The 15,771-nt window shown below is 64.8% G+C and carries 16 protein-coding genes; 3 read left to right on the forward strand and 13 right to left on the reverse strand.

Features of this window, described 5'->3' with window-relative positions:
- Positions 1–84 precede the first annotated feature (84 nt).
- Positions 85–309, forward strand: a complete 225-nt coding sequence (locus GEMMAAP_RS12660; protein ID WP_202969128.1) for a YbdD/YjiX family protein — start codon at positions 85–87, stop codon at positions 307–309.
- A gap of 20 nt (positions 310–329) precedes the next feature.
- The gene (locus tag GEMMAAP_RS12665) at positions 330–2,687 is read left to right on the forward strand and encodes a prolyl oligopeptidase family serine peptidase (RefSeq protein ID WP_053334059.1); all 2,358 of its coding nucleotides are present in this window, start codon (positions 330–332) and stop codon (positions 2,685–2,687) included.
- On the opposite strand, the gene GEMMAAP_RS12670 is transcribed toward GEMMAAP_RS12665, so the two are convergent.
- Positions 2,671–3,900, reverse strand: coding sequence for an MFS transporter (locus GEMMAAP_RS12670; RefSeq protein ID WP_053334058.1), 1,230 nt, complete (start codon positions 3,898–3,900; stop codon positions 2,671–2,673). The two genes, GEMMAAP_RS12665 and GEMMAAP_RS12670, sit on opposite strands and share 17 nt — an antisense overlap.
- Here GEMMAAP_RS12670 and GEMMAAP_RS12675 point away from each other — a divergent pair.
- Positions 3,885–5,096, forward strand: a complete 1,212-nt coding sequence (locus GEMMAAP_RS12675) for a M20/M25/M40 family metallo-hydrolase (RefSeq protein ID WP_075071508.1) — start codon at positions 3,885–3,887, stop codon at positions 5,094–5,096. The two genes, GEMMAAP_RS12670 and GEMMAAP_RS12675, sit on opposite strands and share 16 nt — an antisense overlap.
- Before the next feature lie 19 nt (positions 5,097–5,115).
- On the opposite strand, the gene GEMMAAP_RS12680 is transcribed toward GEMMAAP_RS12675, so the two are convergent.
- The 12 genes from GEMMAAP_RS12680 to GEMMAAP_RS12735 all read right to left on the reverse strand — a co-directional run bounded on the left by GEMMAAP_RS12680 (position 5,116) and on the right by GEMMAAP_RS12735 (position 15,667).
- Positions 5,116–6,486 carry a galactokinase family protein gene (locus GEMMAAP_RS12680; protein WP_053334056.1) on the reverse strand — a complete coding sequence of 457 codons (1,371 nt, stop codon included), beginning with the start codon at positions 6,484–6,486 and terminating at the stop codon, positions 5,116–5,118.
- Position 6,487: 1 nt separating this feature from the next.
- On the reverse strand, positions 6,488–7,297 hold the full coding sequence (locus GEMMAAP_RS12685) for a nucleotidyltransferase family protein (RefSeq protein WP_202969129.1): 810 nt from the start codon (positions 7,295–7,297) through the stop codon (positions 6,488–6,490).
- A gap of 33 nt (positions 7,298–7,330) precedes the next feature.
- Entirely contained in the window at positions 7,331–8,734 is a 1,404-nt protein-coding gene (locus tag GEMMAAP_RS12690) for a Gfo/Idh/MocA family protein (protein WP_026849479.1), read from the reverse strand.
- Positions 8,731–9,720 carry a sugar phosphate nucleotidyltransferase gene (locus tag GEMMAAP_RS12695; RefSeq protein WP_026849478.1) on the reverse strand — a complete coding sequence of 330 codons (990 nt, stop codon included), beginning with the start codon at positions 9,718–9,720 and terminating at the stop codon, positions 8,731–8,733. The genes GEMMAAP_RS12690 and GEMMAAP_RS12695 overlap by 4 nt, the downstream gene beginning before the upstream one ends.
- Positions 9,721–9,839: 119 nt before the next feature.
- Positions 9,840–10,217 carry a cupin domain-containing protein gene (locus GEMMAAP_RS12700; protein WP_026849477.1) on the reverse strand — a complete coding sequence of 126 codons (378 nt, stop codon included), beginning with the start codon at positions 10,215–10,217 and terminating at the stop codon, positions 9,840–9,842.
- Positions 10,218–10,259: 42 nt separating this feature from the next.
- Positions 10,260–12,275: a M1 family metallopeptidase gene (locus GEMMAAP_RS12705; RefSeq protein ID WP_026849476.1), complete on the reverse strand. Its 2,016-nt coding sequence runs from the start codon at positions 12,273–12,275 to the stop codon at positions 10,260–10,262.
- A 69-nt stretch (positions 12,276–12,344) separates the two neighbouring features.
- Positions 12,345–12,902, reverse strand: coding sequence for a F0F1 ATP synthase subunit delta (locus tag GEMMAAP_RS12710; protein ID WP_053334055.1), 558 nt, complete (start codon positions 12,900–12,902; stop codon positions 12,345–12,347).
- Positions 12,902–13,498, reverse strand: coding sequence for a F0F1 ATP synthase subunit B (gene atpF, locus GEMMAAP_RS12715; RefSeq protein WP_082821293.1), 597 nt, complete (start codon positions 13,496–13,498; stop codon positions 12,902–12,904). Before atpF ends, GEMMAAP_RS12710 begins: the two co-directional genes overlap by 1 nt.
- A gap of 66 nt (positions 13,499–13,564) precedes the next feature.
- On the reverse strand, positions 13,565–13,834 hold the full coding sequence (gene atpE / locus GEMMAAP_RS12720; RefSeq protein WP_202969225.1) for an ATP synthase F0 subunit C: 270 nt from the start codon (positions 13,832–13,834) through the stop codon (positions 13,565–13,567).
- A 182-nt stretch (positions 13,835–14,016) separates the two neighbouring features.
- A complete protein-coding gene (gene atpB / locus GEMMAAP_RS12725; RefSeq protein ID WP_158514849.1) occupies positions 14,017–14,973 on the reverse strand; it encodes a F0F1 ATP synthase subunit A in 957 nt (318 codons plus the stop codon).
- Between the two features lie 20 nt (positions 14,974–14,993).
- A complete protein-coding gene (locus GEMMAAP_RS12730; RefSeq protein WP_026849473.1) occupies positions 14,994–15,344 on the reverse strand; it encodes a hypothetical protein in 351 nt (116 codons plus the stop codon).
- Positions 15,345–15,388: 44 nt separating this feature from the next.
- On the reverse strand, positions 15,389–15,667 hold the full coding sequence (locus tag GEMMAAP_RS12735) for an AtpZ/AtpI family protein (RefSeq protein ID WP_053334052.1): 279 nt from the start codon (positions 15,665–15,667) through the stop codon (positions 15,389–15,391).
- Positions 15,668–15,771: the final 104 nt, after the last annotated feature.

The following is a 15,771-nucleotide window of genomic DNA, read 5'->3' on the forward strand; positions in this document are numbered from 1 at the left end:
TCCGTACGAGTCACCGCCCACGGCGTCACAGCCGTATCACGCTCCCCGCCTCGCCGTTACACCATGGCGCATCCAGCCCACTCCGTGAGCACTCCGGGTCCCACCACGCCATCAGGGCGTGGCCGCTGGCTGGCGACCCTGCGTCGCGTCGCGGCCGTGGTGCGACGAATGATTGGCGTTCCGGATTACGAGAACTATCTGGCGCACATGCGCCAGCGCTACCCCGAGTGCACGCCACTCGATCGGAAGACGTTCGAACGCGAGCGGCTGACGGCCCGTTACAAGGCCACCGGCTCGCGCTGCTGCTGACCATTCCAGCCTCTCCTGTCATGTTGCCTGCTCTCTCGCGGCGCGCGCCCCTGTCCTGGGTGCTCGCCGGGTGTGTGGCGTTTGCCCCTGCCCCGCTGCTTGCACAAGCCGCCTTCGATTTTTCCATCGCCAACATCATGCGCGGCCCTGAGCATTTCGGGCGCGAGCCGCAGAATGTGGCATGGAGCGCCGACGGAAAATGGTTGTACTTCCAGTGGGCCCCTGCGGGCGCTGCCTGGGATGCCCCCCTGCGCCCCTATCGTGTGCAGCCCGCCGCGGGTGCGTTGCCCACGGAAGTCACGGATGCCCACATGGACAGTGTCGCGGCTTCGCTGGCGGACGGACCGCTCACGAGAAACCGTCGTCAGCGCGCAGTGTCGGCGCGGGGCGATCTGTATTTGGTGACGACGGCAACCGGCGCAGTGCGGCGACTTACCGAGACGGTGGCAGCCGAGGGCGACCCGCGATTCAGCGCGGACGAACAGCAGCTGCTGTTCATTCGCGATGGCAATGCGTTCGCGCTCACGCTCGCGACGGGTGCCATCCGGCAACTGACCGACGTCCGGTCGGGCCCTGCCCCGCGGGATTCCGTGCCCGCGACCGGCATGCGCGGTGCGCTTGAGCGGCAGCAGCGCGAATTGTTCGAGGTCGTTCGGGACCAGCGTCGTGCCGACTCGCTCCGCGCAGCACAACGCAAGGCCGCCCTGGAGCGTGCGTTGCCCGCGGTGTATCTGCCGACGGGGCAGCGACTCGCCATGCTCAGTGTTTCGCCGTCACTTCGTTCGGCCATCGTGCTGACCGTGAACACGCCGCCGGGAACACCGCGCCAGACGATCGTGCCCAACTACGTGACCGGCAGCGGATTTACCGAGGATATTCCGTCACGCACCAAGGTCGGCGATGCGATGGCGCAGTTCCGCGCGTATCGACTCACGCTGGCCACCGGCGTCTTGCAGCCGCTCTGGGTCATCAACGGCGATAGCAGCCGTGTGGCGTCGCAGGTGCGCTTTTTGAGCTGGAGTGACGACGGGTCGGCCGGACTGCTGGCGGGCTATACCCCCGACTTCAAGTGGCGGTATCTCAGCACCATCGCGGACAGCGGCGTGGTGCGCGTCGTGGAAGCGCTGAACGACAGCGCTTGGGTGGGAGGCCCGTGTGGCGGATGCATGGGATGGCTTCCCAACGGACGCGTGTGGTACGCCAGCGAAGCCAGCGGGTACGCGCATCTGTATTCGGTGAACCGCGATGGCAGCGATCGGCAGACGTTGACCAGCGGGCCGTGGGAAGTGGAGCGCGCGGAACTGTTGCCGGACGGGGCGACGTTCCTGCTGCACACCAGCGAGGAATCGCCGTTTGTCCGGCACGCCTACCGTATGGCGGTCACGGGCGGTACGCGTACCAAGGTGACGCGGGAACACGGAGGGCACGGCATTGTCATGAGCCCCGACGGCAAGCGCTTTGCCGACCTGTATTCCGCCAGCAACCTGCCTCCAGAGTTGTATGTCGCGGCGGCATCGGGAGAGGGGATGACGCGACTGACCACGAGCACGTCGGAGGCGTTCCGCTCACGCACGTGGCTCAAGCCATCGATCGTGAAGATCCCCGCCAGCGATGGCGTTCAGGTACCGGCGCGCATTTACCGACCGCAGGATATGGGCGCCCAGCCCAATGGCGCGGCGGTCATCTTCGTGCATGGTGCCGGCTACATGCACAACGTGCATGATTTCTGGAGCAGCTACGGTCGCGAGTATCTGTTCAATCAGTACCTCGCGAGCAAAGGCTACGTCGTGCTGGATGTGGACTATAGGGCGAGCGCCGGCTACGGCCGCGATTGGCGCACGGCGATCTATCGCTGGATGGGGGGCCGCGATCTGCAGGATCAGGTGGACGCCTCCAGGTATCTCAACGCGCAGTTCGGCATCGACCCCGAACGCGTGGGCATGTATGGTGGCAGCTATGGCGGCTTCATGACGCTCATGGCGCTGTTCACGGCCCCCAAGTCTTTCGGCGCCGGCGCCGCGTTGCGCAGTGTGACCGACTGGTCGCACTACAACCACGGGTACACCGGCGGCATTCTGAACCTGCCGCAGGGCGACACGCTGGCCTACCGGCGGTCGTCGCCGATCTTTTTTGCCAGTGGTCTGGAGGACCCGCTGCTGATGGCGCACGGCATGGTGGACACCAACGTGCACTTCCAGGATATTGTCCGACTGTCGCAGCGGCTCATTGAGCTGGGCAAGCCGGGGTGGGAGCTCGCGGTCTATCCCGTGGAAGATCACGGCTTCGTGCGACCGGATTCGTGGACCGATGAGTACCGTCGCATTTACGAACTGTTTGAGCGGACGATTGGCGCCAACGGGGTCAAGGCGAAGCGTTAGCGGCGGACGGTCTGGGGGTCAGTGAAAGCCATGCGGCTGCCACCAGCGCCAGCGCGGCCCCCATTCCGAACGCGGTCGCGCTCCCATAGGCATCCCAGACCGCACCGAAAACGACGCTGGCCGGGAGCGCGGCCAGCCCGAGGACCCCGTGGTACCATCCAAAGGCAGTCCCGCGCTGCGCCGGCTGTACGAGATCGGCCACCATGGCCTTCTCAGCCCCTTCCGACAGGCCGAACACGGCCCCGTACACGGCGAACAGTGCCCAGGCATGCCATGGGGCCTCGGCAAGCGCAAAACCGGCGTAGACGGCCGCGTAGAGCGCCCAGCCGGCCACGATCAGGGGCCGACGTCCAATTCGATCGGATAAGGCGCCCCCCGGCGTACTGGACGCACTCTTGACCAGGTGCATGGCCACCCACAGCAGGGGAATGAGCGAGGTGGCCACTCCCAACTGCGACGCGCGCAGCAGCAGAAAGGCGTCGGTGGAATTCCCAAGGGTGAACAGCACCATCGGGGCGATCCCACGCCAATAGCTGCGCGGCAACGGAGGGGTGGCGACGGCTGCCGCCGTTGCACCGCTGTCGCGCGCCGTGCGGGCGGGAACGATCCGCGGGGGCTCTTTCACGAACAGCACCGCGACCAGCACAGCCAGAGCACCGGGAATGGCGGCCACCCAGAACAGCTGGCGCACCGTCAGCCCCAGCGCGTGCAAGCATACGAGCGCAATGAGTGGCCCCACGACTGCGCCGGCATGGTCGGCCGCCCGGTGAAAGCCGAACGCCCTGCCACGAAGGGATGCTGGCACGGCCGCGGCCAGCAACGCGTCGCGAGGGGCGCCGCGAATGCCTTTCCCCACACGATCCACCAACCGGATCGCCAGGACCTGCGTGCCGGACTGGGCCACCGCCACCAGCGGCCGGACCAGTGATGCGACGGTATAACCGGCCACGATCAGTGGCTTGCGCCGGGCGACCCGGTCAGACCACCATCCACTGGCCACTTTCAGCACCGCCGCCACTGCCTCAGCGGCCCCTTCAATCAGCCCCACCATGCGCACCGAGGTCCCCAGCGTGCCCACCAGAAACAGCGGGAGCAGCGGGGCGATGATTTCACTCGACGCGTCAGTCAGGAAACTCACGGCCGCCAGCGCCAGCACGTTCCCGCGTGGGCGCCACGATGTGGCGTGAGAATCGTCGGATGACGGAGCAGCCACGGACCGGGCTCCCACCGCATTTGGCGGCGGATGAAGAGTGGATTGCCGCCGCGTGTGCCGAGATACGGGCACAGCAGTCGTGGACGTTTCAGATGCAAAAGGCGCTGGCTGCGATCCCGGCCCCTACCGGGAACGAAAGTACCCGAGGCCGTGCGGTGCAACAGGCACTATCTCACGAGGGCAATGGCCAAGCCATCATGGATGAGGCCGGGAATATCTGCAGTCTGGTCGCACCTCCCTCCGAGGCGGATGTGCAGCCCCCCGTCGTGTGCATGGCCCATCTGGATTCCGTCTATGCCATTGCCCCCGACCTCTCCCAACCCGTCACCGTTTTCGGCACCGCGCAGCATGCGCAGGCACCAGGGATCAGCGACAACGGCCGTGGCCTCGCGGGGTTGATCACCCTCGCCCGCGTGCTGCAACTGCCCCCCATCCGCGATCGATTGCGTCGCCCGGTCCACCTGATCGCCACGGTGGGAGAAGAAGGTGAGGGAAACTTGCGCGGTGCGCGGGCCTGGTTTGACACGGCTGCTCTAGCGGGCCTCGTCCCGTGTGCCGCCATCGCCATAGACGGACCGGGAGACGACACCATTGTCCATCACGCCGTCGGTTCGCATCGGCTGCGAGTGACCATACACGGACACGGTGGGCACAGCTGGGCACACGCCAACGCGGCCAACCCTATTCACGTACTGGGTGACTTCATTGCGCGCGCCACACGACTTGGTGACGCACGATCACGTGAGGCGGTAGTGCATATCACGCGCATGTACGGCGGCGAATCCCTCACCGCCATCCCGCAGCACGCCTGGGTGGACGTTGACCTGCGCGGCACCTCGGCGAAACACGTAGAACGGGTAAGGCGGGAACTCGTGCGTCTGGTGCACGAACTCACTCCGTCTGCGTTGCGCGCGGAACTCACGGTACTCGGCGATCGGCCGGCTGGCAGCCTCCCCGCCGAGCATCGACTCGTGCAGGCCGCGTGCCGAGCGACGGAGCAAGTGGGGGCGACGCCGCAATCGGCCGTGGCGTCTTCCGATGCCAACATTCCGCTGTCGCGCGGCATCCCGGCCATTGCCATTGGCGCCGGTGGCAGCGGCGGTGGAGCGCACACGAGTAACGAGTGGTACGACGACACACACGGTGCGCGCGGGTTGGAGCGTCTGTTGCGTGTAGTGCTCGCGGTGGCGGCGTAACCCGGACCGCTACGTAGGCTCAGTCGTCCAGCAGTTCGAACGCGGGGGGACTGGGCGATGTCGTGAAGAACAGCGATCGGTGTGATGCACTGTGGTGCACGCGCAAATAGCGTTCGCGCCATTTGGCGGCAAAGCGTTCGGCGTCTACGGTGGGGACCATGGCCCACACAGCGCCACCAAATCCTGCCCCGAATGCACTGGCCGCCGTCGCTCCCAACTCCCTGGCGTAGCGCTGCAAATGCACCGTTTCGGCGATCTGATTTTCGAGGGCCCGTTCAGCGCCGGCCTGTGATTTATCCACCAGACGCCCGAACTCCGTGAAATCCTCACGCTGCAATGCGTCGGCGGCCTGCGGCACGATGACGAATGTCTCGTCAAAGAATTGTCCGAGACGCCCCACAAGGTGCCCCGCCGAGAACTCCGCGTCGGCCGCGCGTTCCGCCGCGGCCCGCAGCGAGTCCGGAATTTCGACCAGCGGCTCGTCACCGGTCGCAGCGAAAAAGGCATCGCGCAGGGTGTGCACAGGCGTGGTGGTGGTGGCATTCCACGCCGCCACCAACCGATGGGCCGTACGCGCTGCCCGATTGTACCGTTCCTTGGCCGCCCCGGTTTTGGCGGCGACTACGCCGCTCACTCCCACCACAAACGTGTGTGTTGCCGGCCATGTCACGGTTCGTTCGAAATGGACAGGCGCCCAGGAAAACTGCTCAAGCCGGGTACGCTCTGAGCAGAGGATGGCAGTCTGGTCCTGGGCGCCGCCCATGGTGCCCACCCCCTTTTCTCCGGTCAGCACGCCGAAGTTCATCCCGTTTTCGAGCGCGCCCACATAGCCGGCCAGCGCGGCCCGATCGGGCAGTGCTTCCTGAAACAGTGGATGCGTGTCAAGCGCGTTGAGTGCCGTGAACGCCAGAGTGAGTCCGACGGTCAGCGCGCTGGAGCTGGACACGCCCGCGGCGGGTGGGAGGTTGCTCGCCAATGCGACATCCGCGCCCTGCATGCTGGCGCCAAAGTTGCGCACGAGCCGGTTGATGACCGTGCGCGGATAGATGGCCCACGGAATGGAACCGCGCGCGGTGGAATCCAGCGAGAGCGCCATGGCTTCGCGACGACGCGCGTCACGCAACACCACCTGACGGTCGTCCCGGCGTCGTGCCACGATGACGATGCCGCGCTCCACGGTGCACAACAGCGAACGCCCGCCGGCGTAGTCCACGTGCTTGCCGAGAACCTCAATGCGACCGGGCACGATCCACACCCGGCGCTCCGACGACGGGACCTCCCCCTCGTCCAGTGCCTGATGGGCGTCACGCAGCAACGAGCGATAGGCGTCGGCCACCAGCGGCGGAAACGCCGCGTCGGTCAACCGCTGCCGCACGAAGCGTGTGGTCACGTCAGAGCCGCGGCTCAACGGTCGACAGGCGCTCCACGACGGACGCGATATCCGAGCGTTGCGACAGATCCAGGACCGGTGCCGCCATGCGCACGGCACGAACCGGCACGCCTTCCCGCACCGCCAGCCCCACAGCCTCCGGCAGTTCGTATTCACCGCGCGCCGACAGGGGGACACGATGACAGGCCGCAACAATCTCTGGCGTAATGGCCCAGAGATTCATCCCCACCCACCGCGCCGCCTCGCTGGTGAGATCGAGGGAATCACCCGGCTTTTCCACGATGCCGGTGAGCAACCCACTGGCGTCTACCGTGAGAACCGCAAAGGCACGTACTCGCTCGGCATTGATGTTCCCCTCACGCACCAATGCATCGCGATCGAAGGCCACGGTGCCGGCACTGTCTTCGGCGGCGAGGGCGCGAAACGCCTCCGCCGGATAGTAGTTGTCGGCATTGAGTGCCAGGAACGGTACGGGCCCAACGACCTCCGCAGCGGTGGCGATCGCGTTGGCGGTACCGATGGGCGCATCCTGCACGGCATAGCGGATGCGTACTCGCTCGGGCGCCGCGCGCTGCATGAAATGCGCCCGAATGGCATCGTGCTCCGGTCCGATCACAAGCACAATGTCGTCCAGCCCCGCATCCGCCAGGGCGGAGATCACATACTCCAGAAACGGACGCTTGATGGGAATCATCCCCTTCACACCGCTCTCTGCCGCGGCTGCCTGCGATGCATCAAGGGCGGCAGCAGCATCAGTGCGGCGCATCCGGGTACCCAACCCGCGAGCCATGATGACGGCGGTACGAATCACCGATTCCACAGCGGAGCGTGACGCACCGTAGCGTTAGCCGGCCGCGATGGACGGCCCTTGCGGTGCCGTACTGGTACGCCACGCCCCACGCGTAAAGTCGGGGAACTTGACGGGCGCACTGCCTTTGCGAATCGACTGCTCGCAGAGCGCATACGGCACGCTCCACGCGGCGGCGTCGTACACATCGAAGTCCGGCGCCAGCCCTTCGCGCATGCACTGCACCAACCGGTACGCCATGATGAAGTCCATACCGCCATGCCCGCCGTTCTTGCGAGCCAGGTCGCCCACCGCCGTCCAGAGCGGGTGCTCGTACTTGCCCTTGAACTCGCTGAGCGGGGTCCATCGTTCACCACCGGGAGCCCCATCGATGTAGAGGCGCGCCGGATAGTCGTTGAAGATGGCTTTGGAGCCCTGCAGGTTGTTGAGCCGCGAGTACGGACGCGGATTCACCACGTCATGCTGCAGCAGGATGGTGCGCCCCTTGGCCGTCTTGATGAGTGACGTATTCATGTCACCGGCCTTGTAGCTCTCCTTCCACTTCGCGCTGTCCTTGGGCTCGTGGGCGTCACGCCACTCGGTAAGCCCCGCCTCCGGCGACGACATCGATACGACAAAGTCGAAACGGTCGCCGCGATGAATGCCCAGGTACTGCGCCACCGGCCCCAGCCCGTGGGTGGGGTACAGGTTGGTGTCGTGCTGCGTGTGCGGGAACCGGCGCCAGAGCCCTTCGTCGCGATTCTCGAACAGAATGGCGCGCAGGTCATGCAAGTACGCCGCCTCGGCGTGCAGCAACGTGCCAAACACCCCTTCGCGCACCATGCGCAACACCGTGAGCTCGCTGTTACCGTAGCAGCAGTTTTCCATCATGAGACAGTGGCGTTTCGTCTTCTCCGACGTCTCCACCAGTTCCCATGCCTGCTCGGTGGTGAGCGAGATAGGCACCTCACTGCCGCAGTGCTTGCCAGCCTTCATGGCGGCAAGCATCACGGGCGTGTGCCATTGCCACGGGGTGGCGGTGTACACGAAATCCACGTCGTTGCGCTGTACCAGCCGCTCAAAGTCACGCTCGCCGCTGGTGTAGACCTCGGGCGCCTTGCGACCCGCCTTGGTACACATGTCCACGGCCCGCTGCGCCTTCTCGGGGGCAATGTCCGCCACGGCCACGATTTCGACGCCTTCAATTGCCAGCAACTCGCTCAGCACACTGCGCCCGCGCAATCCGGTGCCGACAACGGCGAAGCGCACCGTGGCGTGTTTCTCGAAGGGCATGCCGAGCATGGACCCGTTGCCCGCCCACGTGGGGGCCATGAGATCCACCCGCCAGTCGCTGGTGCTGGCCAGGAGGCGCGCCGGCGTCGCGGTGACGGCCGCCGCGGCGGCCGCCGCGGCACCGGTCAGCAGATCACGACGGGAGAGCGGAGAACGATGGTCGCTCATCCTTCACCCTGAATGTAAGAGTCGTCGCCGATGTTGAGGCTGCCGGACACGCCCTGCACTACCACACGGTCGCCGAGAAAGCAGTCATGCAGCGAGGCATTGGTGATGGTCACGCGCTCACCGGCCACGGTGTCCCGTACCGTGCTGTGGCGCACCACGCTGCCAGCTCCCAGCGACACGTTCGGCCCCACGGTGGCATGCTCAACCACACAGCCTTCTTCGATATAGACCGGCTCAACAATCGTGGCCCCTTCACCCAAAGAGGCCGGCTTGCGAGCGCGCCCCTTGTCGAGCATGACGCGATTCGTTTCCAGCAGTGTTTCAAGCTGACCAGCGTCATACCAGCCGTCCACGTCCACCACTTTGATTTTGGCGCCGTGCTCGATCATGTACTGGAAGGCGTCGGTGAGGTACCACTCGCCCTTGTTGGGCGCCGTGGTCAACACGTGGGCAATGCCTTCCAGCAACAGCTTCCAGTTGCGGATGTAATACAGGCCGATGTTCGCGCGCTTGGAGATGGGCTCTTTGGGCTTCTCCACAATGCGCGTCATGTGCCCGTCTTCGTTGGTCACCACCACACCGAAGCGCTGATAATCCTCTACTTCTTTCGTCCAGATGATGCCGTCGTCCTGGCTGTCCTTCAGGATGCTCAGGTCGGCATCAAAAATGGTATCGACGAAAATGATCAGGACCGGCGCATCGATAAAATCCTTCGCGCGCGCGACGGCCCCGGCGGTCCCGTCCTGTACATCCTGTTCAATGAACACACTCGGGATGTCGTAGGCGGTGGGAGCGAAGGCCTCCACCTTTTCCTTGAGGTGGCCGGTGATGTAGACCACTTGCTCCACATTCCCGAGCTTCTGGACATCGTCCATCACATAGCTCATGACCGGCCGGCCGGCCACTTTGAGCATGGGCTTGGGCACCACATGCGTATGCGGGCGAAGACGCGTGCCTTTGCCGGCCAGCGGGATGATGACCTTCATTGCAAGTACCGGGTGAGTGAGTACTGGGCGCTACGGTGGGATCCTCGCAAAATGCAGAACGGCGACACCCTGTGGGAAGGGCGTCGCCGTCGAAAAAATCACGAATTGCCGTGCGGAATTCAGGGGGCGCTGGTCCCTTCGCGGCCGTAGCGGTCCTTGATGCGCACCACATCGTCCAGCTCAGGCGTGCTGGCCTCCAGGACATCGCAGTCGGTGACCGCCTCCATGTAGTGGATCGTGCCCGGCGTGATGCGGAACGCTTGCCCCGTACTGAGGGCCTGATCACGCAACTCCGTATCGCCCGGAAGCTGCACCCAGTACTTCATCTCGCCGTTCAGCAGGTACACGGTTTCGTCTTTGCGTTCGTGGTACTGCACCGACAGCGCCTGACCGGCCTTGATGTGCAGAATCTTGCCAACGTAGCGGTCGGTATGCGCCCAGATGGTTTCGTGTCCCCACGGCTTGGGTACGTGACGGACATCAACACGACCACTCATCGGCAGTTCCTCATTCGTGAAATGACGGGCTTGGGCCCGGGTTTATCGTAGCGGCAGGGAAAAGCGAGACTGCCCCGTGGTGAGGCTTTCCACCGAACCAAACGGGTCCAGCCACAGCTGCACAGGGCGTGCGCGGAGTTCGAATCGGAGCGTCTGACGATCCAACGCCGGATTGCCGCGCACTACCGTCCACCCGGCGGCTGTTTGCACGCCAACCGGTACCGGATGACGATACACGCCGTGGCGCTGTAACTGCACCGTGACCACCCAAAGGCTGTCGCGCCCGCGACGGCGGGGCGTCACGGAAAGCGAATCCAGGCGGTAGTCGATCGTACCGGTAGAATCGATCCACTGCCCGAAGAACCAGCCCAACGAGGCTCCGGTCACAGCCTCCGCGGCCTGCTGCATGGCGAACCGGTCAACATGTCGAAAGCGCCAGCGGTCCGTGTATTCCCGCAAGAATCGGCGGAACACGGTGTCCCCCATGACGTCGTGTAGTGCCGAATACATGCCAGCGGCGCGGTCATACACCACGGCGTCGTATTCATCCTTGCTGGCAAAGAGGTCGGCGCGCAGGCCGATCGGCGGGGCCGGCTGATTGCTGGTGGGCGCCTCAATCGCGACGGTAAGCGCCTCCACGGCCGCCATGCGGCGGCGGAACGCGGTGTCGGTAACGGTGACCGGATCGGCCCAGCCATGGGCTGCCCGTTCCAGCGCCAGTGGCACGCGGGCCTCCCCTTTCGCCCAATACTCCGAATACGTCGTAAAACCTTCGTCCATCCACGCACTCTGCCACTCGTTGTTGGCCAGCATGCCATAGGTGAACTGGTGACCGGCTTCATGCACAACCAGCGATCGGTCTTCTTCCCCATCCATGATGAGCATCGGGAATTCCGTCCCACTACCCTCGATCCGTTCGGCCACCGTCAGCTGAGGCCAGAGATAGGGCCCAAAGAGCGACTCCAACCACTGGAGCGCATGTCGGAGATCGGCCAGCGTTCGTCCGGGTTGCCACCGCTCATGCAGCACATGCAACGAGACGGTATCGGCGCCTCGCCGGCCTTGCGACGCTCGCGTAGCCGGCCGCACCCAGGACGCGCCTTCGTAGCGATACTCCGGCGACACGCTCCAGCCGAAATGGTGCACCTGCCGGGCGAGAAAGCGCACCGCGCGAAAGCCTGCCGGCAGTTCAAAGGTGATGGGAGGGCGATCGGCCCCGTACGCCTCGCGCGCGAGGCGCGGGGCGGCGCTCCCGGGGACCTTCACGCGCTCCCATCCGGGATCGCCATCAATCGGGACGCCGGTGGCGGCGATGACCTGATCAAGTGGGAGCAGAAATGTCACATCGAACGTACCGAACTCCCCGTACAGCTCTCCCTGACGGACCAGGGCATTGGGTTTCCATCCCTCCCGGTCATACACGGCCACCTTGGGAAACCACTGCGCGAAGTCGTAGTGCCGTCCCCGGCGCCCTTGCCGACGCGGAAGCGTAGACGGTCGGGCTTCCCACTGCAGAGTGAGATCGAGCGAGTCACCGGGCCGGAGCGGGCGCGGGAGCGCAAGGCGCACCACCGTGCTGTCGGGGGCCAGCGGATACTCGGGGGTCAGTACACTGCGGCCAATGCGCGGGGCAGCCGTGAACCGCTCGAACCCGCCATCTGGCTCGCCAACGGCCTGATAGCTGTTGACCCCCTGCGCCGAATCGCGTGCGCTCCAGCGCGACCCCGGCCGGAACGCATTGAGGTGCTGATGGAGCCACAATTCGCGCAGCGTATCGGGGCTGGCATTGACGTAGTGCAGGACACCGCTGCCCTCCACAAGCCCTTTGTCCTCATTGAGGCGGGCGAAGATCGTGTAGTCTGCGCGTTGCTGCCAGTATTGCCGCGGCGTGTTTGTTGGCGGGGTGCTGCTGGCCTTGACCGGAACTCGCGGCGCCGTGGGGCCCTGATTCGGGAGCTTGGGGCCCTGGGCCGCCAACGTCGCCCCGGACAGCGCGACGAAGGCGAGCGCCGCCAACGCCGCCTGCCAGGCGCGGGGCGTTTCACGCGAGCGTGTCATGCACAACGGGGAGTGCGTCACCGGTGGTGAGGCACTCCCCGTTGCTGGTGTCACGTGAAACAGGCGCACTCAGGCGCGGCCGGTACCCATGCGACGCCGCAGCTTGGCCAGCTTGCGACGAACCGACCCATCCATGACGGTATCGCCGATACGGACGACGACGCCACCAATGATGGAGGGATCGACCGACACGTGCGGCACGACCTTCTTTCCAACCACCTTGGAGAGCCGTTCGCCAATCATGGCCGTCTCTTCCTCGCCGGTGGCCCGCGCCACGGTGACCGTGGCATGCACAATGCCTTCGGAGGCATCGAGCAGCGTGTCGTATTCGTTGGCGATGGTCGGAATGAGCATCTGGCGACGGTTCTTTACCAGCTGCTGCAGGAAGCGCAGGAACAGGCGAGGCACCCGATCGCCAAGCGCCTTGCTGAGCACCGCCGACTTGGCGTCGGCGGCGATGCGCGGCGACTCGAGGAAGCGGGACAGGGTGTTGTCCGAACGGATGGCGTTGGCCACCTGCCGGAGCAGGCTCCCCCAGCCAGCCGGATCTTCAGCCTTGCGGGCGAGGGCCAGCAACGCCTCGGCGTAATTACGGGCGACCGATTCGCCCTGCACGCCGGCGGGCATCAGCGAGCCGCCTTGCCGTCGAGCGATGCGAGGAAGCTCTCCACGATCTGACGGTTGCCCGTCGAATCGAGGTTCTGCTCAATGACCCGCGAGGCGCCGGCGATGGCCAGATCAACCGCCTCACGACGGAGGTCGGCAATGGCGGCCGACTTCTCGCCCTCGATGGTGCGGCGCGCCTGCTCGATCATCTCTTCCTGCTGCTGCTTGGTCTGCGCGAGCAGGTCGGTGCGCATCTTCTCGGCCGTGGCACGGCTTTCGGCGATGATCTGCTGCGCTTCGTTGCGAGCGGCTTCGAGCTGTGCCCGCTGCTGGGCGAGCGCCTGCTCGGTTTCAGCGCGATCGCGCTTGGCGCCCTCAATGGCGTCTTCGAGTGCCTTTTCGCGTGCTTCAACGGCAGCGAAGAGCGGCTTGAAGGCGAACTTGGAGAGCACGAACAGCAGGAGCAGGAAGATGATCAGCGTCCACGCCATCACGCCGGTCGCCGGCGCGAGCAGGTCGACCGGACCTCCGGCGGCTTCGGAAGCCAGCGCGGGGGTGGCGGAGATCATCAGGGCTGCAGCAAGCACGCCGGCACGGCGAGCGGAAAGAGCGAACATGGAAGAGTCCACGAAGAAAAGAGAGTGCGGCGGGGCGCCCGGATGGACGCCCCGCGCGCGAACACATCAGAACGTGATCTTGCCCTGGATCGAATAGCCGATCACGACGCCGAACAGCGCGGCGCCTTCAATGAGGGCGGCCAGGATGAGCGCGGCCGTCTGGATCTTGCCAGCGGCTTCGGGCTGACGCGCCATGCCTTCCACAGCCGAACCACCGATGCGGCCGATACCCATGCCAGCGCCGATCACGGCGCCACCGGCGGCAATGCCGGCGCCGATCATCGCCAAACCCTTCGGATCCTGCACCACCGGAGCGGCGGCCTGGAGGAGACCCATGATTTCCATCGTATAACTCCAAAAAGAAAGTCGTAGTGGTACCGCACTCCCGACGGACACTCTGGTCCGCGTTTCCGCCAGCGAGCCCGAAGGTTCAGCGGAGATCACCGGTCGCTCGACCGGCTACTGGTGGATGCAGTGGGAGACCTGCAGCCACCTGCTTCAAAACCTCGAAACTGCTTCTAGTGGTGCGCTTCGCGAATCTGCCCGATGAACACACTGGCGAGCAGCGTGAAGATGAACGCCTGCAGAAACGCGACGAACAGTTCGAGCATGCTGATGGCGGTTGCCATGAGCACCGGCACGGGCGTGATGAACCAGCTCTTGAACGAGAAGATCAGCCCCATGATGGCGAGCAACACGATGTGTCCGGCCGTCATGTTGGCGAACAAACGAATCGTGAGCGCGAAGGGCTTGGACAGCTTGCCTACCATTTCGACCGGCGACATGACGATGAACATCAGGACGCGCATGACAAACGGCAGATCCTTGTTCCAGTAGAAGATCGTATTCAGGTAGCCCAGCCCGTTGGCGCGCACACCCGCCACTTCCACCACGATTGCAGTGATGATGGCAAGCGTCGCGGTCACCGAGATGTTTCCGGTGGCAGTGGCGCCCCACGGAAGCATGCCGAACAGGTTGCAGACCAGAATGAAGAAGAACAGCGTCAACGCGAAGGGCACGAAGCCTTCGCCGTGATGGCCGACGTTGGGCAGCACCACCTCGTTGCGCAGGTAGAGCGCCATGGCCTCGATGGCCCCGGCAAAGCCGCTGGAGCGCCCCTTGGCGGCATGCTGCTTCTGCGAGGCATTGCCGGCAACAATGAGCAGCAGCGCCACCACCACCGCCGCCATCAGCATGAAGACCACATGCTTCGTGGGCGACAGGTCGAGCGTCACCCCTCCGATATGAATCGGGGCGAACTGCGGCAACGGGATTTCCTTGGCCAGATGCGAATTGGGCCAGGGAATTTCGAGATGGCGACTGTCGGTGATGTGCGGCGTGATGAAATCCACCGGCGCGTCGCTGGCCGTAGTGGCCACATGCTCGGTGGAAGCCGCGTGCTCCTGTGCGCGCACCGTCAGAGGCGCGACAGCCAGCAACAACAGACAAGCGATTCGGGACAACGAACGGAGCATCGACTGCATCCGGGAAGTGATCAGTTCAGAAAGAGCGGCTCGACGAGTGTCGAGACGAAGTAGAACACCACCAGCGACAACAGCGCTGGCCCCTCAACCAACCCGAGCGCCTTGATACCGAGGAACGCCCAGAACGCCACTGATGCAAAACGCAGCATGATGCCCAATGCCCAGCCCGCAATCACCTGCTGCCGCGCAACGAGTCGCGCAATGGCAAAGGTGAACGTCTGAACGATGACCGCGAGCCACGCACTGGCCCGCACGGCATCGGCACCCGCCGCGTCGGTCCAGACAAACCGCTGCATGATGAAGACACTCACCAGCACGATGGTGCCCTGCGCGGCCGTGAAGCCGAGCAACGCGCGAAACATTCCGGATGATGCCGCGACCGGTCCCGATGGCATGGCGCTTCCCGTCATGGTCTCGGTGTCGAGTCGTGGTGATCTGGGTCCGGGCGACGCGGCTTCGTGAGTTGCCGGTAGCTCAGATAGAATGTCCCGCCCCCACCCACCAGCACGCCGCCCAATAGAAAGAGCGGCGCGGTGTCGAATCGGTGATCCAGCCAGTTACCGACCCACACAAACAGCAGGATGGAGCCAAAGAACTGCGTCCCCAATCCGGCCAACGCCCACGGCGACACGTCGTCGCTTTGTGGTTTGGAATCACGCGTCGGCTTTTTAGGTGTTTCATCCATTCGGGGGCGGAAGCTAGAGGCTTGTGAAATTTTTCGCAAGCGAACCTTTTGACCGAAACCGAATGGACGCCGAATCCAGTCCGAGCCGGGTAAACGCCAATACC

The sequence above is a fragment of the Gemmatimonas phototrophica genome (assembly GCF_000695095.2).
Taxonomy (GTDB): Bacteria; Gemmatimonadota; Gemmatimonadetes; order Gemmatimonadales; family Gemmatimonadaceae; genus Gemmatimonas; species Gemmatimonas phototrophica.